This window comes from Streptomyces sp. NPDC059816, assembly GCF_042732055.1.
Taxonomy (GTDB): domain Bacteria; phylum Actinomycetota; class Actinomycetes; order Streptomycetales; family Streptomycetaceae; genus Streptomyces.
Genome location: NZ_JBHWIQ010000012.1, coordinates 1 through 21392 on the forward strand (window position 1 = coordinate 1; position 21392 = coordinate 21392).

The 21392-nt window shown below is 70.6% G+C and carries 18 protein-coding genes and 1 riboswitch; of the genes, 10 read left to right on the top strand and 8 right to left on the bottom strand.

Features of this window, described 5'->3' with window-relative positions; all coding sequences use genetic code 11:
• Positions 1-170 precede the first annotated feature (170 nt).
• Positions 171-1145 (bottom strand): helix-turn-helix domain-containing protein, encoded by a 975-nt coding sequence (locus ACFV88_RS17380; protein ID WP_385491817.1) that lies wholly within the window; start codon positions 1143-1145, stop codon positions 171-173.
• Between the two features lie 92 nt (positions 1146-1237).
• Here ACFV88_RS17380 and ACFV88_RS17385 point away from each other — a divergent pair, with 92 nt between their 5' ends.
• Positions 1238-1429 carry a hypothetical protein gene (locus ACFV88_RS17385; RefSeq protein WP_385491820.1) on the top strand — a complete coding sequence of 64 codons (192 nt, stop codon included), beginning with the start codon at positions 1238-1240 and terminating at the stop codon, positions 1427-1429.
• Between the two features lie 13 nt (positions 1430-1442).
• Here ACFV88_RS17385 and ACFV88_RS17390 read toward each other — a convergent pair whose 3' ends face one another.
• From ACFV88_RS17390 to ACFV88_RS17400, 3 genes are all read right to left on the bottom strand, one after another.
• Positions 1443-2480 (bottom strand): ribonucleotide-diphosphate reductase subunit beta, encoded by a 1038-nt coding sequence (locus tag ACFV88_RS17390; RefSeq protein WP_385491823.1) that lies wholly within the window; start codon positions 2478-2480, stop codon positions 1443-1445.
• Complete coding sequence (locus ACFV88_RS17395) at positions 2480-4933, bottom strand: ribonucleoside-diphosphate reductase subunit alpha (RefSeq protein ID WP_385491826.1); 2454 nt, start codon at positions 4931-4933, stop codon at positions 2480-2482. The genes ACFV88_RS17390 and ACFV88_RS17395 overlap by 1 nt, the downstream gene beginning before the upstream one ends.
• A gap of 160 nt (positions 4934-5093) precedes the next feature.
• A riboswitch (cobalamin riboswitch) is annotated at positions 5094-5171 on the bottom strand.
• 568 nt (positions 5172-5739) lie between these two features.
• Positions 5740-6495, bottom strand: coding sequence for a GntR family transcriptional regulator (locus ACFV88_RS17400; protein WP_385492375.1), 756 nt, complete (start codon positions 6493-6495; stop codon positions 5740-5742).
• A gap of 307 nt (positions 6496-6802) precedes the next feature.
• On the opposite strand from ACFV88_RS17400, the gene ACFV88_RS17405 reads away from it, so the two are divergent.
• The 4 genes from ACFV88_RS17405 (at position 6803) to ACFV88_RS17420 (ending at position 11580) form a co-directional block, all read left to right on the top strand.
• Positions 6803-8080, top strand: coding sequence for an extracellular solute-binding protein (locus tag ACFV88_RS17405; protein ID WP_385491829.1), 1278 nt, complete (start codon positions 6803-6805; stop codon positions 8078-8080).
• Between the two features lie 164 nt (positions 8081-8244).
• Positions 8245-9261 carry a carbohydrate ABC transporter permease gene (locus tag ACFV88_RS17410; RefSeq protein ID WP_385491832.1) on the top strand — a complete coding sequence of 339 codons (1017 nt, stop codon included), beginning with the start codon at positions 8245-8247 and terminating at the stop codon, positions 9259-9261.
• The gene (locus tag ACFV88_RS17415) at positions 9258-10088 is read left to right on the top strand and encodes a carbohydrate ABC transporter permease (RefSeq protein WP_385491835.1); all 831 of its coding nucleotides are present in this window, start codon (positions 9258-9260) and stop codon (positions 10086-10088) included. The genes ACFV88_RS17410 and ACFV88_RS17415 overlap by 4 nt, the downstream gene beginning before the upstream one ends.
• 7 nt (positions 10089-10095) lie before the next feature.
• A complete protein-coding gene (locus ACFV88_RS17420; protein WP_385491838.1) occupies positions 10096-11580 on the top strand; it encodes a glycoside hydrolase family 3 protein in 1485 nt (494 codons plus the stop codon).
• A 136-nt stretch (positions 11581-11716) separates the two neighbouring features.
• On the opposite strand, the gene nagB is transcribed toward ACFV88_RS17420, so the two are convergent.
• The gene (gene nagB / locus ACFV88_RS17425) at positions 11717-12502 is read right to left on the bottom strand and encodes a glucosamine-6-phosphate deaminase (protein ID WP_385492377.1); all 786 of its coding nucleotides are present in this window, start codon (positions 12500-12502) and stop codon (positions 11717-11719) included.
• A gap of 214 nt (positions 12503-12716) precedes the next feature.
• Here nagB and ACFV88_RS17430 point away from each other — a divergent pair, with 214 nt between their 5' ends.
• The 3 genes from ACFV88_RS17430 to ACFV88_RS17440 all read left to right on the top strand — a co-directional run bounded on the left by ACFV88_RS17430 (position 12717) and on the right by ACFV88_RS17440 (position 16585).
• Positions 12717-13790, top strand: a complete 1074-nt coding sequence (locus ACFV88_RS17430) for an SIS domain-containing protein (protein ID WP_385491841.1) — start codon at positions 12717-12719, stop codon at positions 13788-13790.
• 150 nt (positions 13791-13940) lie between these two features.
• Positions 13941-14708, top strand: a complete 768-nt coding sequence (locus tag ACFV88_RS17435; protein WP_385491843.1) for a sulfite exporter TauE/SafE family protein — start codon at positions 13941-13943, stop codon at positions 14706-14708.
• Positions 14709-15118: 410 nt separating this feature from the next.
• On the top strand, positions 15119-16585 hold the full coding sequence (locus ACFV88_RS17440) for a sensor histidine kinase (protein WP_385492379.1): 1467 nt from the start codon (positions 15119-15121) through the stop codon (positions 16583-16585).
• A 145-nt stretch (positions 16586-16730) separates the two neighbouring features.
• Here the strand turns inward: ACFV88_RS17440 and ACFV88_RS17445 are convergent, their stop codons facing one another.
• Complete coding sequence (locus ACFV88_RS17445) at positions 16731-18299, bottom strand: carboxylesterase/lipase family protein (protein ID WP_385491846.1); 1569 nt, start codon at positions 18297-18299, stop codon at positions 16731-16733.
• 89 nt (positions 18300-18388) lie between these two features.
• On the opposite strand from ACFV88_RS17445, the gene ACFV88_RS17450 reads away from it, so the two are divergent.
• Entirely contained in the window at positions 18389-18961 is a 573-nt protein-coding gene (locus tag ACFV88_RS17450) for a TetR/AcrR family transcriptional regulator (protein WP_385491849.1), read from the top strand.
• 273 nt (positions 18962-19234) lie between these two features.
• Here ACFV88_RS17450 and ACFV88_RS17455 read toward each other — a convergent pair whose 3' ends face one another.
• The gene (locus tag ACFV88_RS17455) at positions 19235-19492 is read right to left on the bottom strand and encodes a WhiB family transcriptional regulator (RefSeq protein ID WP_016639615.1); all 258 of its coding nucleotides are present in this window, start codon (positions 19490-19492) and stop codon (positions 19235-19237) included.
• Positions 19493-19811: 319 nt separating this feature from the next.
• The gene (locus ACFV88_RS17460) at positions 19812-20786 is read right to left on the bottom strand and encodes a diacylglycerol/lipid kinase family protein (protein WP_385491852.1); all 975 of its coding nucleotides are present in this window, start codon (positions 20784-20786) and stop codon (positions 19812-19814) included.
• Positions 20787-20890: 104 nt separating this feature from the next.
• Between ACFV88_RS17460 and ACFV88_RS17465 the strand changes: the two genes are divergently transcribed.
• Positions 20891-21337 (top strand): hypothetical protein, encoded by a 447-nt coding sequence (locus ACFV88_RS17465; protein WP_385491855.1) that lies wholly within the window; start codon positions 20891-20893, stop codon positions 21335-21337.
• Positions 21338-21392: the final 55 nt, after the last annotated feature.

Sequence of the window (21392 nt, forward strand, 5' to 3'; positions counted from 1 at the left end):
AGATCGAACCACGCGGCCCCATCGAGACCGAAGCAGCCCGCCGCCTCGCCGACGATCTCAAGAACGAGTGATCACCCGGTTACCCAACACTTTCTGAGCCGGTGGCCCGGGAGTGAGTGGCCGGTGGCCGGCCCCGGCAGGGCCGGCCACCGGGGCCGGGGGTGAGCCCGTCAGCCGGTGGTCTCCAGGGCGACGGGGCCGCGGAAGGTGCGGCGGTAGGCGTGGGGGGTGGTGCCCAGCACCCGGAGGAAGTGGTGACGCAACGTGGCCGCGTTCCCGAAGCCGGCGCGGCCGGCGACCGAGTCGACCGTCTCGTCGGTCTCCTCCAGCAACTCCTGTGCCAGCAGGACCCGTTGTTGCAGCAGCCAGCGGTACGGGGTGGTGCCCGTCTCCTGGCGGAACCGTCGGGCGAACGTCCGCGCGGACAGGTGGGCCCGGTCCGCCAACTCCTCGACGGTCACCGTCCGGTCCAGGTTGCGGCCCATCCACACCAGCACCTCGCCGACCGTGTCGCAGGGGGCAGTGGGCATCGGCCGCTTGATGTACTGGGCCTGCCCGCCGTCCCGGTGCGGCGGCACCACCATCCGACGGGCGATGGCGTTGGCGACCTCGGAGCCGTGCTCCTGCCGGACGATGTGCAGACAGGAGTCGATCCCGGCGGCCGAACCCGCCGAGGTGACCACCGGGTTCTCGTCCACGTACAGCACGTCCCGCTCCACCCGGGCGCGGGGGAAGCGGACGGCGAGTTCGTCGGCGTGCCGCCAGTGCGCCGCACAGCGCCGGTCGTCGAGGAGCCCGGCCGCACCGAGCACGAAGACCCCCGAACACACCGACAGCACCCGGGTGCCGCGCTCGGTGGCCCGCCGCAACGCGTCGAGCAGCGGTTCGGGGAACTCCCGACTGCCGTACTGTTCGCCGGCCGGGATCGCGATGAGGTCGGCCTCCTCCAGCCGTTCGAGGCCGTGCTCCACCCGGACCGAGAATCCCGCGTGGGTGGTCAGCAGCGGACCCTCGCCGGAGACCACCGCGAAGTCGTAGACGGGCAGCCCCTGATCGCTGCGGTCGAGGCCGAAGACCTCGCAGACGACGCCCAGTTCGAAGGGGTGCACCCCGTCGAGGAGCACCACGGCCACGTTGTTCAGCATGCGGTCAGTGTGCGCGCGCGGTGGCAGGAAGTCGAGGGCGCATGGCACTTCTGCCACTGACGCGGAGGCGGCCGGGGCGGGACAGTGAAGGCATGGACACCTTGCTGAACTACCTCACCGTCACGTTCGTGCTCGCCCTCCTCCTGGCGCCCTCCCTCCCCGGCTACCTGCACGAACGCCGCATCGACCGGGAGTTGCGGGCCGCCGAGAGAGGGTCGGGGGACGAGGAACGGCCCGGCCGCCCCGAAGGGGCACCGGGCCGTTCCCTGGACCTCGCGGCCTAGGACCGCCGGACGACTAGAAGTCGTCGTCGAAGCCGACCGAGCCCTCCACCGCCACCTGGTAGGCGGAGGGACGGCGCTCGAAGAAGTTGGTCAGCTCCTGGACGCCCTGGAGCTCCATGAACGCGAACGGGTTCTCGGAGCCGTACACCGGGGCGAAGCCGAGGCGCTGGAGGCGCTGGTCGGCGACGCACTCCAGGTACTGCCGCATCGACTCGGTGTTCATCCCGGGCAGGCCCTCGCCGCACAGGTCGCGGGCGAACTGGAGCTCGGCCTCCACGGCCTCCCGCAGCATGTCGGTGACCTGCTGCTGGAGCGCGTCGTCGAACAGCTCCGGCTCCTCCTTGCGGACCGTGTCGACCACCTCGAAGGCGAAGCTCATGTGCATCGTCTCGTCGCGGAACACCCAGTTGGTACCGGTCGCGAGCCCGTGCAGCAGACCGCGCGAGCGGAGCCAGTAGACGTAGGCGAACGCCCCGTAGAAGAACAGGCCCTCGATGCAGGCGGCGAAGCAGATCAGGTTCAGCAGGAACCGTCGGCGGTCCGACCGGCTCTCCAGCTGGTCCAGCTTCTCCACCGAGTCCATCCACTTGAAGCAGAACTCTGCCTTCTCGCGGATGGAGGGGATGTTCTCGACGGCGGCGAACGCGGCGGCCCGGTCGTCCGGGTCGGGCAGGTACGTGTCGAGCAGCGTCAGATAGAACTGGACGTGCACGGCCTCCTCGAAGAGCTGGCGCGACAGGTACAGCCGCGCTTCCGGGGAGTTGATGTGCTTGTACAGCGTGAGGACGAGGTTGTTGGCGACGATCGAGTCACCGGTGGCGAAGAAGGCCACCAGCCGCCCGATCATGTGCTGCTCGCCCGGCGACAGCTTCGCGAGGTCGGCGACGTCCGAGTGGAGGTCCACCTCCTCGACGGTCCAGGTGTTCTTGATGGCGTCGCGGTAGCGCTCGTAGAAGTCCGGGTAGCGCATGGGCCGCAGCGTCAGCTCGAAGCCCGGGTCCAGCAGGTTCTGGGCACGGCCGCCGCGGGTGGCCTGGGTGGGGACGGTCATTACTGGCATGCCTCGCAGGACTCGGGGTTCTCCAGGGAGCAGGCGACGGCGTCCGCGTCGGGCGCGGCCTGCTGCACGGGGATCGGGGTGGGGGCGGGGCGCTCGGCGGTGGACGAGCCGGCCGCGCGGGCGATCCGGGTCGCCGGACGCGACCGCAGGTAGTACGTGGTCTTCAGGCCCGACTTCCATGCGTACGCGTACATCGAGCTGAGCTTGCCGATGGTCGGCGTCTCCAGGAACAGGTTCAGCGACTGCGACTGGTCCAGGAACGGGGTGCGGTCGGCGGCCATGTCGATCAGGCCGCGCTGCGGGATCTCCCACGCGGTGCGGTACAGCGCCCGCACCTCCTCGGGGATCCACGGGAAGTCCTGCACCGATCCGCTGGACTCGCGCAGCGCCTCGCGGGTCCGGGCGTCCCACACGCCCAGCTCCTTGAGGTCCCGCACCAGGTACGAGTTGACCTGGAGGAACTCACCGCTGAGCGTTTCGCGCTTGAACAGGTTGGACACCTGGGGCTCGATGCACTCGTAGACCCCGGCGATGGACGCGATGGTCGCGGTCGGCGCGATGGCCAGCAGCAGCGAGTTGCGCATCCCGGTGACGGCGATCCGCTCGCGCAGCGCCGCCCACCGCTCGGCCCAGTGCAGGGTGACGCCGTAGTGGTCGGGGTGGAGCACGCCCCGGGCGGTGCGGGTCTTGTCCCAGGCGGGGAACGGGCCGGACCGCTCGGCGAGGTCGGCGGACGCCTCGTACGCGATCAGCATGATGCGCTCGGCGATCCGGGTGGACAGCGCGCGGGCCTCGGCGGAGTCGAAGGGCAGCCGCAGCTGGAAGAACACGTCCTGGAGGCCCATGGCGCCCAGGCCCACCGGACGCCAGCGGGAGTTGGAGCGGCCGGCCTGCTCGGTCGGGTAGAAGTTGATGTCCACGACGCGGTCGAGGAACGTCACCGCGGTGCGGACGGCGGCGTCCAGCCGGTCCCAGTCGATGGCGTCGGCGGGGTCCGCGCCGGGCGTGCGCACCCCGGTGACGAACGCGCCGAGGTTCACCGAACCCAGGTTGCACACGGCGGTCTCGCCGTCGTCCGTGACCTCCAGGATCTCCGTGCAGAGGTTGGAGGAGTGGACGGTGTGGCCGGGCTCGGCGGTCTGGTTGGCGGTGCGGTTGGCGGCGTCCTTGAACGTCATCCAGCCGTTGCCGGTCTGCGCCAGCGTCCGCATCATGCGCCCGTACAGGTCGCGCGCCGGGATGGTCTTGCGGGCGAGCCCGGCGGCCTCCGCCGCACGGTACGCGGTGTCGAACGCGTCGCCCCACAGGTCGACCAGCTCGGGCACGTCCGACGGGGAGAACAGCGACCAGACGCTGTCCTCGGCGACCCGGCGCATGAACTCGTCGGGCACCCAGTGCGCGAGGTTCAGGTTGTGGGTGCGCCGGGCGTCCTCACCGGTGTTGTCCCGCAGCTCCAGGAACTCCTCGATGTCGGAGTGCCAGGTCTCTAGGTAGACGGCCGCCGCACCCTTGCGGCGCCCGCCCTGGTTGACGGCGGCCACCGAGGCATCGAGCGTCTTGAGGAAGGGGACGATGCCGTTGGAGTGGCCGTTGGTGCCGCGGATCAGGGAGCCCCGCGAACGGATGCGGGAGTACGACAGACCGATGCCGCCCGCGTGCTTCGACAGCCGCGCGACCTGGTGGTACCGGTCGTAGATGGAGTCCAGCTCGTCCTTGGGGGAGTCCAGCAGGTAGCAGGACGACATCTGCGGGTGCCGCGTACCGGAGTTGAACAGGGTCGGCGAGGAGGGCAGGTAGTCGAGGCGGCTCATCAGGCCGTACAGCGAGGCGACCTCGTCCACCGCACGGTCGCTGTCGTCCTCGGCGAGACCGGAGGCGACGCGCAGCAGGAAGTGCTGCGGGGTCTCCACGACCTTGCGGGTGAGCGGGTGGCGCAGCAGGTAGCGGCTGTGCAGGGTGCGCAGGCCGAAGTACCCGAACCGGTCGTCGGCGGCGCGGTCGATCAGGGCGTCCAGGCGCTCGGTGTGCCGGGTGACGAAGGCGGCGGTGCGGTCGGCGATCAGCCCTTCGCGGTGCCCGGTGGCGACCGACTCGGAGAAGGTGCGCACCCCCTGCGAGGCGGCTTCGGCGGTGATGGTGACCGTGAGGAGACGGGCGGCGAGGCGGGAGTACGCCGGGTCCTCGGAGATGAGGCCAGCCGCGGCCTCGGTGGCGAGTTCGCGCAGCTCGGCCTCGTCGGCGTGGGCGGACCGGCCGCGCAGCGCCGCCGCGGCGACCCGGCCGGGGTCGGCGTCGGGGAGGTCGGCGGTGAGGTCGGTCAGGGTCCGCAGCAACGCGGCCCCGGGGCCGTCGGTCCGCTCGGATCCCGGGCCCCGGGCCTCGGCCGGCTCGGTCGCAGGAGCCTGATCGACGACTGACGCCGGATCGGCTGGCGCGATGGTCACGTGTAGCTCTCCCTCGCTGGGCACGGGCCTGGCGGGGAGGTGGGCAGCGGGCACGCGGGCGTGCCGCCCGAAGGCGGTACGCCGCGTCCACCAACCCAGTCCACGAGGCCCGGACGTCTCATCTCCACCCGGACCGGTCGGAACGGGTGCGCCACCATCAGGTCATCGGACTCGTGGGTGTGCGAAAGCACACCGATCACACCGTTGCGGGACAGTTCCGGATTCACACCGGATTCCCCTGTGGTGGCGGCGAGCATGAGCATACATCTTGTGTTGGCCCTCGATACGGAGCCCACATGTTGTGTCTGTGTGGCGCGCGGCACCTTGGCGGTGCGGGGTGTCGGCCGCTCCGCGGCGACCGCGAACGTACCCCGGGCCGACCGCAGTCGAGGGGTGTTCGCGGGGTGTGGCGGGGGCTGGGAGGGGCGTCCGGACGATGCCCGGCGCCGGGTGTGCGGGCGTCTCGCGGCGCCCCGTCGAGGGGCCTTCGGTGGCCTTCGGCGGCGGGTGGTGCGAACCGCCGGCGGTGGGGTCGCCGTCACGGTGGGTGACGTCCGGCGGGCCCTGCGGCCCGGCCTGGCGGTGGCGACAAAGGTCCAGACAACTCGGGGCGGTTCGGCTCCGGATCGGCGGTCGGCGGCCGGTCTACGCCATTCGCCGGGTGCCCGTCCAGGTGGCGGGTTGGGGGCCCCTGGGACAGCAGGGGGACGGGTGTCGCCCCCGGCCGGGGCGCGGCGTCCGTCCGTCGTGCGGGGGTCGTTCGGGGTCCCCGGCGGGCTCGGGCGTGCGGCCCGCCGGGGAGGGGCTCAGTCCTGCGGGCGCTTGAGCCGGGCCACGAACTTGTAGCGGTCGCCCCGGTACACCGAGCGCACCCACTCCACCGGGCGGCCCTCGCCGTCCAATGAGTGGCGGGACAGCATCAGCATCGGCAGGCCCACGTCCGTGCTGAGCAACCCGGCCTCGCGCGGGGTGGCGAGGGAGGTCTCGATGGTCTCCTCGGCCTCCGCGAGACGGACGCCGTAGACCTCGGCGAGCGCGGTGTAGAGGGAGGTGTACTTCACCAGGGACCGGCGCAGCGCGGGGAAGCGCTTGGCCGACAGGTGGGTGGTCTCGATCGCCATGGGTTCGCCGCTCGCCAGGCGCAGCCGCTCGATCCGCAGCACCCGGCCGCCGGTCGTGATGTCCAGCAGGCCCGCGAGCGTGTCATCGGCGGTGATGTACCCGATGTCGAGCAGCTGGGAGGTCGGCTCCAGGCCCTGGGCGCGCATGTCCTCGGTGTACGAGGTCAGCTGGAGGGCCTGGGAGACCTTGGGCTTGGCGACGAACGTGCCCTTGCCCTGGATGCGTTCCAGGCGCCCCTCGACCACCAGTTCCTGGAGCGCCTGGCGTACCGTGGTCCGTGAGGTGTCGAACTCTGCCGCGAGTGTCCGTTCCGGTGGGACCGGGGTTCCCGGTGTCAGCGTTTCGGTCATGTCGAGCAGATGCTTCTTCAACCGGTAGTACTTTGGCACGCGTGCGGTACGACCTGGGGTCGCCGTCTCCGTCGTCGCGGACGTACCCATCCGGGTAACCTCGCTGGCCATCGTCCGCCTTTCCGGCTCTCGTGCTGCTGCCGCCACCGGCTCCTCCGTCTGTAGCGGCTCACATCGTGGCACGGCGTGCCCGGAGTGAGCCGAGCCCCCTCAGGTGTCGGTCCGATAACGGACGTGACAGCCCTTCTTATACACCCTTGACACCCCTAAAGGTCTAGGCCAAGCTCCCGGTACTGGTCTACACCATTAAAGGCCAGGTCCCAGTCCCACGAGCTTCAGTTTCTCGCTGTAGTCATTCGCGGTGGGTGTGGGGGGTATGCATCCTGAGGAGGGTGACGTGAAGCGCAAGCTCATTGCGGCGATCGGTGTCGCGGGCATGGTGTTCTCGGTCGCGGCGTGCGGCAGCGACGACAAGAAGGACGAGGGGGGCTCCGGGGGCTCCACCAAGGGGAAGACCCTGGTCGTCTGGTCCATGGACGGCTCGACGCCGGACCCGTGGAAGAAGGCCGTGGGGGACGCCTTCGAGAAGAAGACCGGGTCGAAGATCAAGTGGGAATCCCAGGTCTGGAACGGCATCCAGCAGAAGATCACCACCGCGCTCTCCGAGTCCACTCCGCCGGACGTCATTGAGATCGGCAACACCCAGACCCCGGCGTACGCGTCGACTGAGGGCCTTGCCGAGCTGGGCGACCTCAAGAGCGAGATCGGCGGCGAGTGGACCGAGGCCCTCAACAAGTCCTCGATCTACAACGACAAGCAGTACGCGGTGCCGTGGTACTTCGCCAACCGCGTCGTCCTTTACAACAAGAAGATCTGGGCCGAGGCCGGTCTGAAGGACACGCCGAAGACGCGTGAGGACTTCTTCAAGGCGCTCGACACCATCAAGGAGAAGACCAAGGCCGAGCCGCTGTACATGGCGGGTCAGAACTGGTACTTCCTCGATGGCCTGATCATCGGCAAGGGCGCCGACCTGGTGAAGAAGGAAGGCGACAAGTACGTCTCCAACCTGTCCGACCCGAAGGTCGGCGAGGCGATGGAGCTGTACAAGAAGTACGCCTCCTACTCCAAGGCGCCCAAGGACAAGGACGAGGCCACCCCGCAGCAGGCCGACGTCTTCGCCGCCGGCAAGACGGCCGCCTTCATCGGCAACGCCTCCGAGGCGACCATCGCCATCAAGGCCAACCCGAAGATCGAGCAGGACATCGGCTACTTCACCATCCCGGGTGAGACCGCCGAGAAGCCCGAGAGCGTCTTCCTGGGCGGCTCCAACCTCGCCGTGCCGCTGCGCAGCAAGAACCAGGACCTCGCCAAGGAGTTCCTGAAGATCGCGCTGGCCGACGAGCACCAGATCTCCTTCTCCAAGCAGATGGGCTTCACGCCGAACAAGGCGTCGCTCCTGCCCAAGGTCAAGGGCAGCAACGCTGGCCTCGACGCCGCCGCCCCGGCCGCCGCGTTCGGTGGCACCACCCCGTTGATCCCCGAGTGGGCCGCGGTCGAGAACATCCCGAACCCGATCAAGGACTACATGACGGCCGTCCTCAACGGTAAGTCGCACGCCGACGCCGCGAAGGACGCCGACAAGGAGATCAACGAGCGTCTCGCCAAGAAGAACTGACTCACCCCCCGCGCCCCGGGTGCGGCGGGTCCGGAGCCAGAAGGACACCTCTGAGGTGACCTGAGGAAAGACCGGCCCGCCGCCCCCGGGCGCACCGGTGTGCGCCCCCGAGGGCGGGGTGAGCACCCGCATCGAAACGTACAGCCACGGAAGAGACGGCGACGATGTCAGTGCAGACGGAACAAGCGGACGCGGGCGGGGTGTCCGGCGTCCAGAAGGGCGAGGCTCCACCGCCTCGCGGCGCGGGGAGCGCCACCAAGAACGGCGGAGGCGGCCAGAGACGGCCGGGCGGACGCGGTTCGTTCACCCCCTACCTGCTGCTGCTGCCGGCGACGGTCGTCACCATCGTGCTGCTCGGCTGGCCGCTGGTGAAGAACGGCATGCTGTCGTTCCAGAACCTCAACCCCAAGCAGCTGATCCTCCACCTCACCGAGTGGAACGGGATCGAGAACTACAAGGAGACGCTGACCAACGAGGAGTTCTGGCGGGTCGTCGTCCGCTCGTTCGTCTTCACCGCGGTCAACGTCGTCCTGATCATGGTGCTCGGCACCCTGATCGGTCTGCTGCTCGCCCGCCTCGGCAAGCGGATGCGGATCACCCTGCTGCTCGGTCTGGTGCTCGCCTGGGCCATGCCGATCATCGCGGCCACCACGGTCTTCCAGTGGCTGTTCGCCCAGCGCTTCGGCGTGATCAACTACGTCTTCGTCCAGCTCGGCTTCGAAGACATGGCCGACCACAACTGGCTCGGCACCCAGTTCTCCACCTTCGCCGTGGTGACCCTGCTGATCGTCTGGCAGTCGATCCCCTTCGTGGCGATCAACCTCTACGCGGCGACCACCACGATCCCGCGGGAGCTGTACGAGGCCGCGGCGCTGGACGGCGCCGACTCCTGGAAGATCTTCCGGACGGTGACCTTCCCGTTCCTGAAGCCCTTCCTGTGGGCCACGCTCTTCCTCGAAGTCATCTGGGTGTTCAAGTCCTTCGCCCAGGTCTTCGCCATCAACCAGGGCAAGCCGGACCGGCTCACCGAGACGCTGCCGGTCTACGCCTACATCGAGGGCTTCGGCAACCAGCACTTCGGCATGGGTGCGGCGATCTCGATCCTCACCATCCTGGTCCTGCTCGGCATGACCAGCTACTACCTGCGCACGGTGATCAAGCAAGAGGAGGACGAGCTGTGAAGCGCTCCTTCCTGGCCAGGTTCTGGCCCAACGCAACGTCGATCGTCCTCTTCGTCGTCTTCGCGTTCCCCGTCTACTGGATGTTCGCCACGGCGTTCAAGAAGTCCAGTGACATCGTCACGGACACGCCGGTCTGGTTCCCGACCAGCCCGACGTTCGAGCACTTCAAGACCGCGTCGGACGCCGAAGGGTTCTGGACCCTGGTCCGCAACTCGCTCACGGTGACGACCCTCGCGGTCGTGCTCTCCCTCCTCATCGCGCTCTTCGCCTCCTTCGCGCTCGCCCGGATGCGGTTCAAGGGCCGGCGCGGCTTCATCCTCGCGGTCATGATCGCGCAGATGGCGCCCTGGGAGGTCATGGTCATCGCGGTCTACATGATCGTGCGCGACGCGGAGATGCTGAACAGCCTCGTCCCGCTGACCATCTTCTACATGGTCATGGTGCTGCCCTTCACCATCCTGACGCTGCGCGGCTACGTCGCCGCCGTGCCGAAGGAGCTGGAGGAGTCCGCCATGGTCGACGGCTGCACCCGGCCGCAGGCGTTCGTGAAGGTCATCTTCCCGCTGTTGGCACCGGGTCTGATGGCCACCTCGCTGTTCGGATTCATCACGGCCTGGAACGAGTTCGCGATGGTCCTGATCCTCAACAAGGACCTCGAATCACAGACGCTCCCGATCTGGCTCTCCAGCTTCCGGACCGTCTTCGGGGACGACTGGGGCGCCACCATGGCGGCCTCCAGCATCTTCGCCATCCCGGTTCTCGTCCTCTTCGTCTACCTCCAGCGCAAGGCCGTCAGCGGCCTCACCGAAGGCGCAGTGAAGGGATAGCCATCCGATGACGACACTCGCCACCACCGACACCCTCACCAGGGACGCACTCACCGTCCTCCAGCCCGGCTTCGACGGCACCAGTGCACCCGACTGGCTGCTGCGCAGGCTCGGCGAAGGGCTCGCCTCCGTAGGACTGTTCGGCCGGAACATCCACACCCCCGAACAACTCGCCGCGCTGACCGCACAGTTGCGCGCCGAGCGGGGCGACGTGCTGGTCGCCATCGACGAGGAGGGCGGCGACGTCACCCGCCTCGAAGTGCGCGACGGTTCGTCCTTCCCGGGCAACCACGCACTCGGCGCGGTCGACGACGTCGACCTCACCCGCGCGGTCGCCCACGAACTGGGCCGCCGCCTCGCCGAGTGCGGGGTCAACCTCAACTGGGCGCCGTCCGCGGACGTCAACGCCAATCCCGACAACCCGGTCATCGGCGTCCGTTCCTTCGGCGCCGGCACCGACCTGGTGGCGCGGCACACCGCCGCGTACGTCGAGGGGCTCCAGTCCGCCGGGGTCGCCGCGTGCACCAAGCACTTCCCCGGCCACGGTGACACCGCGGTCGACTCGCACCACGCGCTGCCCCGCATCGACGTGGACCTGGAGACCCTGCGCGCCCGGGACCTCGCACCGTTCCTGGCGGCCATCGCGGCCGGTTCCCGGTCGGTGATGAGCGCCCACATCCTGGTCCCGGCGCTGGACGCCGAGCGCCCCGCCACGCTGTCCCACCGCATCCTGACGGGCCTGCTGCGCGAGGAACTCGGTTACGACGGCCTGATCGTCACCGACGGCATGGAGATGCAGGCCATCGCCGGCACGTACGGCATCGAGCGCGGCAGCGTGCTCGCCATCGCGGCGGGCGCGGACGCGATCTGCGTCGGCGGCGGACTGAACGACGAGGACACCGTCCTGCGGCTGCGGGACGCACTCGTCTCCGCCGTGCGCACCGGTGACCTCGCCGAGGAGCGGCTCGCCGACGCGGCCGCCCGGGTCCGGGCGCTGGCCGCCTGGACGCGCACCACCGAGGTGCAGGGCGCGGGCGTCAAGGCCGACATCGGTCTGGTCGCCGCGCGCCGCGCACTCCAGGTGACCCGCGGGGACGGCTACTCCGGGCCCGTGACGGGGACGCCGTTCGTGGCGACCTTCACCCCGGAGGCCAACATCGCCGTCGGGGACGAGACCCCGTGGGGCGTCGCCGCCGAACTCCGGGCGCTGCTGCCCGGCACCGAGGGCGAAGGCTTCACCGGTGACGCGTCCGGCGAGGCGGCGCTGAAGGCGGCCGGGGACCGGCGGATCGTCGCCGTGGTCCGGGACGCCCACCGCCACCCGTGGATGCGGGACGCCGTCGCGACCCTGGTCACCGCCCGACCGGACACGGTCGTGGTGGAGATGGGCGTGCCGCAGTCGACGCCCGTCGGCTCGCTGTACGTCGCCACGCACGGTGCCGCCCGGGTCTGTGGAACGGCCGCCGCCGAGGCGCTGACCACCACCCACTGAGCCAGACCCCCGTACCGAGTTGGGGCTCGGTGCGGGGGCCTGTTTCGCCGCACGGCACCCACCGCGCACACGAAGGCGCCGGGCGCCCCCACTCCAGGGGGCGCCCGGCGCCTTCGTCGTGCCGGGTGCGGGCCGGTCAGATGCCCTGCCAGGCGGGCTTGGCCGCGAAGGTGTGCCGGAAGTAACCGGCGAGCTTCAGCTTGGAGGCGGCGGCCTCGTCCACCACGACCGTGGCGTGCGGGTGCAGTTGCAGCGCCGAGGCGGGGCACACCGCGGCGACGGGGCCCTCGACGGTCGCGGCGACGGCCTCCGCCTTGCCCTCGCCGGTGGCGAGCAGCACCAGGTGGCGGGCGTCCAGGATGGTCCCGATGCCCTGGGTGATCACGTGGTGCGGGACCTGCTCGATGTCACCGTCGAAGAAGCGCGCGTTGTCGACGCGGGTCTGCTCGGTGAGCGTCTTGATCCGGGTGCGGGAAGCGAGCGAGGAACAGGGCTCGTTGAACCCGATGTGCCCGTCGGTGCCGATCCCGAGCAGCTGGAGGTCCACCCCGCCCGCGTCGGCGAGCGCCGTCTCGTACGCGGCACAGGCCGCGGCGACGTCCTCGGCGGCCCCGTCCGGGCCCAGGAAGGCGTCGGCGCCGATGCCGAGCGGCTCCAGGACCTCACGGCGGAGCACGGAACGGTAGGACTCCGGGTGTTCGGCGGGCAGTCCGACGTACTCGTCGAGCTGGGCTATGCGCGCCCGCCCGACCTCGGCCTGTCCGGCGCGGACCTTGGCCTCCAGCGCCCGGTAGACGGGGAGCGGGGTGGAACCGGTGGCGACACCGAGGACCGCGTCGGGCTTGCTGCGCAGCAACGCCGCCATGGCCTCGGCGATGAGTTCGCCGCCTGCCGCCGCGTCCGGGACGATCACAACTTCCACTCTGAGCCTGCCGATCTGGAGAGCGAACACGGATGGAATACGCCATGTGGTATAGACCAATCTAGCAGAACTGCCCTGCCGTGCGGGGGTTCGGCGGGCGTGCTATGCGGGCGGACGCCGGAACGCTCAGGGCGGGCGCCGGACGCCCGGGGGGAGTGGAATGGGAAACGGGGCCCGCCGCCCCGGGAGCCGCCACCCACCGGAGGAGACCCGCATGACTGCCACGACCACCACCGACCCGCAGAGCGAGCGGCCGGGTCGGATCATGTCCCGCGAGATGGCCGAACAGCCCGCGGTGCTGCGCCGCATCCTCGACACCGCGGCCCCCGCCGTGCGCCGGGTGGCCGAGCAGGTCGCCGCCCGCGCGCCCCGCTTCGTCCTGCTCACCGCCCGCGGCACCTCCGACAACGCCGCCCTGTACGCCAAGTACCTGCTGGAGATCCGGCGCGGCCTGCCCTGCGGGCTCACCTCGATGTCCACCACCACCGCCTACGGGGCCCGCCCCGACCTGCGGGACGTCCTGGTCATCACCGTCAGCCAGTCCGGCGGCTCGCCCGACCTGGTGGCCTCCACCCGGGCGGCCCGGGAGTCCGGGGCGATCACGCTCGCCGTCACCAACAACCCCGACTCCGCGCTCGCGGCGGTCTCCGAGTTCCACATCGACATCATGGCCGGGCCCGAACGCGCGCTGCCCGCCACCAAGACGTACACGGCGTCCCTGCTCGCGCTGTACCTCTTCGTGGAGGGCCTCGCGGGCGACGACGGGGGCGCTGCGCTGCCACTGCCGGAGCTGGCGGCCCGGCTGCTCGACCGTCAGCCCGAGGTCCGCACGCTGGCCGCCCGCTACCGGTTCGCCGAGCGGATGGTGATCACCTCCCGCGGCTACGGCTACCCCACCGCCAAGGAGGCCGCGCTCAAGCTGATGGAGACCAGTTACATCCCCGCCCTGTCCTACTCCGGGGCCGACCTGCTGCACGGGCCGCTCGCCATGGTCGACAACATCTCCCCGGTGATCGCCGTGGTCACCGCGGGCAAGGGCGGGGACGCCCTGCAACCCGTCCTCGACCGGCTCCGGGGCCGCGGCGCCGACCTGGTGGTCATCGGCCCGCGGGCCCAGGTGGAGGCCGCGTCCGGCGGGTTCGTGCTCACCACGGACGACGTTCCCGAGGAACTCCAGCCGATCCTGGAGATCATCCCGCTGCAACTGCTCGCCTACGAGGTCACCATCGCCCGAGGTCAGGACCCGGACGCCCCGCGGGCCCTCGCCAAGGTCACCGAGACCCGCTGATCCGGTGCGGGGCCGGGGCCGCCAAAAGGGCCGGACGTCACCCGGATAGCGTCACCCCATGAACCCCCCGTTCCGGCAGCCCCGCCCCCTCCCGCCGCCCGCTCCCGCCGGGCCCCGCGTCCACCGTCCCGTCGCGGGGGAGGCCACCCCGTGACGCTCTGGGAGATGGTCGCCGTCCTCGCCGCCGGAGCGGGCGCCGGAGCCATCAACGCCGTCGTCGGCTCCGGCACCCTCATCACCTTCCCGGTCCTGCTGGCCACCGGCCTGCCACCGGTCACCGCCACCGTCTCCAACGCCCTCGGCCTGGTCCCGGGCTCGCTGAGCGGCGCCTTCGGCTACCGCAGGGAGCTGGTCGGACAGCGCGACCGGGTGCTGCGGCTGGGGATCGTCGCGGCCCTCGGCGCCGTGGCCGGGGCGGCGCTGCTGCTGATACTGCCGGAGACCGCCTTCGAGACCATCGTGCCGATCCTCGTGGGCCTCGCCCTGGTGCTGGTCGTCCTCCAGCCGTGGATCTCCCGGACCGTCAAGCGCCGCCGCGAACGCGCGGGGACCCGGCCCCGGCCCGACGGCGGCGTCCCCCTGCTGGTCGGAATGGGCCTGGCCAGCGTCTACGGGGGGTACTTCGCCGCGGCTCAGGGGATCGTCTACCTCTCCCTCATGGGCTCGCTGATCGACGAATCCCTGCAACGTCTGAACGCCGTCAAGAACGTGCTGGCCGCCGTGGTCAACGGGGTCGCCGCGGTGTTCTTCCTCTTCGTCGCCGACTTCGACTGGACCGCCGTCCTGCTCATCGCGGTCGGCTCCACACTCGGCGCGCAGGCGGGGGCGCTGGTCGGACGCCGGTTCAGCCCGGTCGTCCTGCGCGCCGTGATCGTGGCCGTGGGGGTCTTCGCCCTGGTCCAGTTGATCCGTCGCTGAGCGCCCGGACCGAGCGTTTCCCGCCAGCGACCGGACCCGCACGACAAACATGGGCCAACACATGGACAGACGTGAATGGTCTAGTCCACAATGAAAACGATGGACCTCCGGGGACTCCCCGGGACCACCATTCCGTTCTCCCCGCACAGGAGGACGGTCGAGGAGCCGGAGCTCTCTGCCCTGACTGCACCGGGTCCTCACCCAACGGCCGACCGGGACCGCACACCCGCCGGCCGGGTTTGCTCCGGGCTGCGGTGCCGGGAGGGTTGAGGGTCCCTCCCAGGCACCGTGGCCCGCGGGTCTTTCCGGGGCGGCCCGCGGTGACGCCCCACCGCCGTGCTCGCCCACCCGCCCGACGCCGCCAGGGGGCCGACGCGATCCGGCCAGGTACGCTCACAGACGTGCCCTCCATGAACGATCTCGTACGCCAGCACACCGCCCTGTCCGACACGGACCTGGAGTGGCTGCACCTGCTGGTCTCGGAGTGGCAGCTGCTCTCCGACCTCTCCTTCGCGGACCTCGTCCTGTGGGTCCCCACCAGCGACGGCACCCGGTACGTCTCCGTCGCCCAGATGCGCCCCAACACCGGCCCCACCTCGTACCAGGACGACATGGTCGGCCACCTCGTCCCGCGCGGCCGGCGCCCGCTGCTGGACGCCGCCCTCGACGAGGGGCGCATCGTCCGCGAGGGCGACCCGGAGTGGCGCGAGGAGGTCCCGGTCCGGGTCGAGTCGATCCCGGTCCGTCGGGAGGGCCGCGTCCTGGGCGTCATCGCCCGCAACACCAACCTGCTCACCGTCCGCACCCCCTCGCGGCTCGAACTCAGCTACCTCCAGAGCGCGTCGGACCTGGCGCAGATGATCGCCGCGGGCTCCTTCCCCTTCCCCGGCCAGCAGGTCGACATGGACGCCTCCCCCCGGGTCGGTGACGGACTGATCCGGCTGGACGCCGAGGGCATCGTCCAGTACGCGTCCCCCAACGCGCTCTCCGCCTACCACCGCCTCGGGCTCGCCGCGGACCTGGTGGGCCACCACCTGGGCACCGCCACGGCCGAACTCGCCCCGTCCCGGGGGCCCGTCGACGAGGCCCTGGTCAAGATGGCCAGCGGCTGGGCCCCCCGGGAGTTCGAGATCGAGGGCAACGGGGGAGTGATCCAGCTCCGTGCGATCCCCCTCAAACCCAAGGGGCCGCGCATCGGTTCCCTCGTCCTGCTGCGCGACGTCACCGAACTGCGCCGCCGCGAACGGGAACTCATCACCAAGGACGCCACCATCCGGGAGATCCACCACCGGGTGAAGAACAACCTCCAGACGGTGGCCGCCCTGCTGCGGCTCCAGGCCCGCCGCATCGAGTCCGAACGGGGCCGGGCCGCGCTGGAGGAGGCGGTGCGCCGGGTCGGTTCCATCGCCATCGTCCACGAGACGCTGTCCCAGAACCTGGACGAGCGGGTGGAGTTCGACGAGATCGCCGACCGGGTGCTGGCGATGGTCTCGGAACTGTCCCCCGGCAAGGTCACGGCCCGCCGCACGGGCCGCTTCGGCATCCTCGACGCGGAGGTGGCCACCCCGCTGTCGATGGTCCTCACGGAGGTGCTCCAGAACGCGCTGGAGCACGGGTTCGGGCCGCTCGACGCGGGGGCCGTCGAGGTGTCCGCGGTGCGTGGGGGCACGGTGCAGCAGGAGCGGTTGCTCGTCACCGTCCAGGACGACGGGGTCGGACTGCCCGAGGGGTTCGACCCCCACCGGTCCGGCAATCTGGGGCTCCAGATCGTCCGGACGTTGGTCGAGGGGGAGCTCGGGGGCACGTTCGGCATGCTGCCCGCGCCCGGTGGCGGCACCCGGGTCACCCTCGACCTTCCGGTCCGCCGCCACCCGTAGCCGTTTCCGTGCGGTGCGCGGTGGTTGCCCGCGCGCTGTCCCGTGCGGGTGCGCCGTGGTCGCTCGCGCCGTTCCCCGCGCCCCTATCGGGGCGCGTCCTGTCGGTACGGCGCCTGCCGGGGCGCTGTGGTCCGGGGCGGAGGGGTCAGGGGAGGTTCTTCCAGAACGGGTACTCGTGGTCCCCGGTGAAATCCGCGCGCTTCCACGGCCCCGAGGTCAGCGACTGCACGTGGCCGCCGTTGCGGAAGTCCGGCCAATTTGTCCTCCCGGACCCGGCGAACTCCACCCAGGAGTCCGTCATCCGCTTGCCGAGGCGTTGCTGCTGCTGCGTCAGCCCCTCGAACAGGGGCAACGCGAAGTCGAAGAGGTAGGGCAGCTCCGACATGTGCGAGGCACGGAGCCCGAAGCTGAGCTTCGGGCGGCCCACCCACGGGGGCGTCTCGTGCTCGCTGAACTCGAACATCCGGGTGGGCGTCCAGTGCGCCAGCAGCCGGGCGGTGTCCAGCGTCGGAACCGACCAGGCGTGGTCGGTCCGCACGGTGGCCAGCGCCTCGCCGGCGGAGCCGAAGCGGCTCAGCGGGTAGCGGGCCAGCACCGCATCGGCCCGGGCGCCGAACTCCTCGCGGATTTCCCGCTCGTACGCTTCGGGCGGCAGGGGACCGCCCGTCAGTTCCTGACCGAGGATCCGGCTGCGCTCCTCGTCGTGGTTGACCCCGATGAGGACCGGGACGCGGTGGAACGCGCCCGTGCGCAGCGCCTCGGCCGGGGCCAGCGGCATCAGGTCCGTACCGGCGATCGGGCGGGGTTCGTTCCAGGTTCCGTACGCCGCCATGAGCGTGGCGGGGTCGGCGCCGCGCAGACAGGACTCCGCGTCGGCGCAGTCCTCGCCCTTCTCGGACTTCAGCTCCCTGAGCCTGGCGAGCGTGGCCCTGGCCTCGCTCTCGGCTTCCTCCCGGGTGCGGGAGCCGCCGGTGGCGCAGGGTGCGCTGTGCAGGACTGCGCGGTCGAACAGTCCGGCCGACTTCGGTGAGGCGAGGTGGCCGCACACGCTGTACCCGCCGCCGGACTGGCCCATGACCGTCACCTTGCCGGGATCGCCGCCGAAGGCGCCCGCGTTGGCGCGGACCCAGCGCAGTGCGGCCTGCTGGTCCTCCAGGCCGAGGCCGCCGGAGGTCTTGAGCGTCGGGTCGGACAGGAAGCCCATGACGCCGAGCCGGTAGTTGACCGTCACGACGACGGCGCCCTCGGCGGCCAGCCGCTCGGGGCCGTAGAGGTCGCCGCTGCCGAACATCAGGCTGCCGCCGTGGATCCACACGATCACCGGCCGTTTGCCGACCCGCTCCGCGGGGGTGGTGACGTTCAGGTAGAGGCAGTCCTCGGCTTCGCTGGGGACTCCGACGGGGAGCCCGGCCGGCTGCGCGCACGGGGAGCCCGGCGCGGTCGCCTCGCGCACCCCGCTCCAGTTCGCGGCGGGCCGCGGTGAGCCCCAGCGCAGGTCCCCGACCGGCGGGGCGGCGTACGGAATGCCCTGGAAGCTGCGCAGACCGTCGGTCGATGTGCCGCGGACCGCGCCGCCGGTGGTGTCCACGACCGGTCGGGCGTTGCGGTCTGCCGCCGCGTGCGCCGTTCCGGCCGGCCCCCCGCCCATGCCCAGCACGGCCAGCGACAGCGCGGTGGCGGTGAGCCCTCGGAAGACGCTTCTGGTGTGTCTCATGGCCCGAAACGCTACGCAGTCTTGCACGATCGTGCAAGACGTGCGTATAACTCGATCGTGCCATATGAGGTGCTGGGTAGGCTCCGGGCATGGGAAACCGTGAAGCGCTGCTCGTCGGCGCCAAGGCGTGCCTGCGGGAAAAGGGCTACGACCGCACTGCCGTACGCGACATCGCCACGGCCGCCGGGGTGAGCACCGCCGCCATCGGCTACCACTACGGCTCACGGGAAGCGCTGCTCAACCAGGCCCTGTTCGAGCTCCTCGACGAGTGGGGCGACGCGATGGGTCGGGCGCTGTTGCCCGACGCGGACGGCTCCTCCCGGGCGCACTTCGAGCGCATCTGGGAGAGCTTGATCGAGCAGTTCGCCGCGCACCCCGACCTCTGGCTGGCCACGGTGGAACTGTTCATGCAGGCCCAGCGTCAGCCGGAGTTGCGCGCCGCGCTGGCCGACGGGACCGCCCAGGGGCGACGTGGCCTGGCGGCCATCCTGGACGGCGTCCCCGAGGAGCAGGTGTCGGAGACCTCCGTGCGCACCCTCGGGACCGTGCAACTGGCGCTCGTGTCCGGTGTGATGTTCCAGTGCCTGAGTGATCCCTCCAGCGCCCCCACCGCCACCGAGGTCCTACAAGGCATCAGAACCCTGGCCCAGCTCGCAACCTGACCCCTCGCGAGCACACCCCCACAGAACAGCACACCCCACCGGAACGCACCCGTAGGGGGCGCGGGGAACGGCGCGAGCAACCCCAACGCACCCGCACGGAACACCGCACCCCCGCGGGGCGCCCCCGCACGGGAACAGCGAAAAGCCCCGGATCACCAGGATCCGGGGCTCACGCAAGAGCACTGCGGGGTTCTACGCGCTGCGGCTCGGGAGGCGGGAGTTGCGTACTCGCTGTACGCGCCGCCGGCTGAGACTCGTACGGGCGGCTGGGCGTCAGGCGCTGGCCTGCCGCGCCCGGTTGCGAGCGGCACGACGCTTCATTGCGCGGCGCTCGTCCTCGCTGAGGCCACCCCAGACACCCGAGTCCTGACCGGACTCGAGCGCCCACTGCAAGCACTGCTCCATGACGGGGCAGCGACGGCAGACGGCCTTCGCTTCCTCGATCTGCAGCAGCGCGGGACCGGTGTTGCCGATGGGGAAGAACAGCTCGGGGTCTTCCTCGCGGCAAACGGCGTTGTGACGCCAGTCCATGGCTGCTACCTCTCTTGGTGGTACATCAGTGTGCTTGTGAATGTGAACGCTTTCACGAATCCCTCGACAAGGGAAGGGCCTACTCCCGGATGTGACCCGGGGCGGTCCTAGAGTTTGAGGAGGGGTTCGGACTCTCTATGGAGGGCGGTGGTGCGGCCCGTCCTGAGCGCCACGTAGAGACTCGCAAACCTCGGCTACGGATACAACCCCTTCTGGAAAGTTTTTTTTGATTCCTCGGTGTCGACTAGGTCACAGCCGTACTTCCATGGGGTGGAGCCTTGCCTAAACGTTCGAGTGCAAGGACTTTTGCTGCTTCCGCTCACACAATCACACGCAGTGCACGGTCTACGCCTAGGAACGTCACGCTAGTGCGCAGTCCTAGGTGGTCTCCGTCCATCTGTAGGGGGAGCGGCACCTTCGAATGCAAGGTGAACTGCTGGAGGTCGTGGAGGGTGACGGCGTGCTTGCCGCGGGGGCCCCGCTCGGGGGACGAAGTGATCAATTGAGTGGCATAGCGGGTCACCGCACCCGTGGTCAGCCGGCTCAGACCGAGGACGTCGAGCCCCGTGTCGAACGAGGCCCGCGGCGCCGCGTAGACCGGGCGATTGCCCAGGAAGGTCCACGGAGCCGTATTGCAGACTATGGACACCAGAAGATCTTCCACTGGTTCCCGGCCCGGCTGCTCCAGGGTGATCGAACCGTGCCGACGCTGTTCGCCCAGGAATTGCCTCAGGACCTGCCGCAGATAAAGCGCGTGCGTCGAACGCTTTCCCAACTCGCGTTGCTGTTCGACGCGTCCGACCACTCCGGCGTCGAATCCGAGTCCCGCGCAGAAGGTGAACCAGCGCCCGGGAATCGCCTCGTCCGGGGTGCCGGGGGTGCCGACCGCCCGGCCGAGTCCGATGGTGCGCTCGGAGCCGGTCTCGATCGCGTTCAGCAGGGCGCCCGTCGCCTCCACCGCGTCGTTCGGCAGTCCGAGGGCCCGGGCGAACACGTTCGTCGATCCACCGGGCACCACGGCGAGCCGGGGCGTGCGCTCCGGCTCGGGGGCGCTCCCGCCGTCGCCGAGCAGGCCGTTCACGACCTCGTTGACCGTGCCGTCCCCGCCGAGCGCGACCACCAGGTCGATGTCGTCGCCCTGGGCCGCCTGCCGGGCGAGGTCCCGGGCGTGCCCGCGGTACTCGGTGGTGACCGCTTCGAGCTTCATCTCGCTCGCCAGCGCGTGGATCAGTACGTCGCGGGTACGCGCGCTCGTGGTGGTAGCTGCCGGGTTGACCACGAGGAGTGCGCGCATGTCATGCAGGGTACCGAGCCGGGAGTGGTGGGCCCACATTCGGGTGGAGCGGGCCGACGGGCCCGACGCACCGGCGCCCGCCGGGTGCGGGCTACCCTGCTGGGGTGAGTGCTGAGCAGAAGTCCACCCCCGGCGCGCGCTCCGGGGAGATCCCCGAGGGCCCCCGTCCCGGTCGGCTGACCGCCGCCGCGGCCCTGACCGGCCTGGAGGGCGCCGCACTCGTCGTCGGCGGCGTCTACGTACTGGTCCGCGGACTGTCCGGGGACGGCAGCGCGGGGCAGGCGGCCATGGCGGGTCTGACGCTCGTCGCGCTTGCGGCCCTGCCGCTGATCGCCGCGAGGGGCCTGTGGGCCCGCCGCAGCTGGAGCCGCGGCCCCGCGATCATGACCCAACTCGTCGCCCTGCCGGTGGCGTGGAGCCTGCTCCAGGCCAACAGCATGCTGATCCCCGGCGGCATCGCCCTCGCCGTGGCCGCGGTGACCACCCTGGGCCTCCTGGTCAACGTCCAGACCACCGAGGCGCTGGGCATCAGGGGCCCCGGCAGCGCCTAGCTAGACACCCGGACACGAGGAGGGGGTGCCCGCAGCCATGACGGCTGCGGGCACC

Bases quoted from the DNA above. Each gene is read 5' to 3' on its own strand.
- ACFV88_RS17440 (WP_385492379.1), top strand. From the start codon at position 15,119: ATGAACGATCTCGTACGCCAGCACACCGCCCTGTCCGACACGGACCTG.
- ACFV88_RS17445 (WP_385491846.1), bottom strand. From the start codon at position 18,299: ATGAGACACACCAGAAGCGTCTTCCGAGGGCTCACCGCCACCGCGCTG.
- ACFV88_RS17380 (WP_385491817.1), bottom strand. From the start codon at position 1,145: ATGCTGAACAACGTGGCCGTGGTGCTCCTCGACGGGGTGCACCCCTTC.
- ACFV88_RS17390 (WP_385491823.1), bottom strand. From the start codon at position 2,480: ATGACCGTCCCCACCCAGGCCACCCGCGGCGGCCGTGCCCAGAACCTG.
- ACFV88_RS17450 (WP_385491849.1), top strand. From the start codon at position 18,389: ATGGGAAACCGTGAAGCGCTGCTCGTCGGCGCCAAGGCGTGCCTGCGG.
- ACFV88_RS17460 (WP_385491852.1), bottom strand. From the start codon at position 20,786: ATGCGCGCACTCCTCGTGGTCAACCCGGCAGCTACCACCACGAGCGCG.
- ACFV88_RS17385 (WP_385491820.1), top strand. From the start codon at position 1,238: ATGGACACCTTGCTGAACTACCTCACCGTCACGTTCGTGCTCGCCCTC.
- ACFV88_RS17420 (WP_385491838.1), top strand. From the start codon at position 10,096: ATGACGACACTCGCCACCACCGACACCCTCACCAGGGACGCACTCACC.
- ACFV88_RS17410 (WP_385491832.1), top strand. From the start codon at position 8,245: ATGTCAGTGCAGACGGAACAAGCGGACGCGGGCGGGGTGTCCGGCGTC.
- ACFV88_RS17430 (WP_385491841.1), top strand. From the start codon at position 12,717: ATGACTGCCACGACCACCACCGACCCGCAGAGCGAGCGGCCGGGTCGG.
- ACFV88_RS17400 (WP_385492375.1), bottom strand. From the start codon at position 6,495: ATGGGTACGTCCGCGACGACGGAGACGGCGACCCCAGGTCGTACCGCA.
- ACFV88_RS17455 (WP_016639615.1), bottom strand. From the start codon at position 19,492: ATGGACTGGCGTCACAACGCCGTTTGCCGCGAGGAAGACCCCGAGCTG.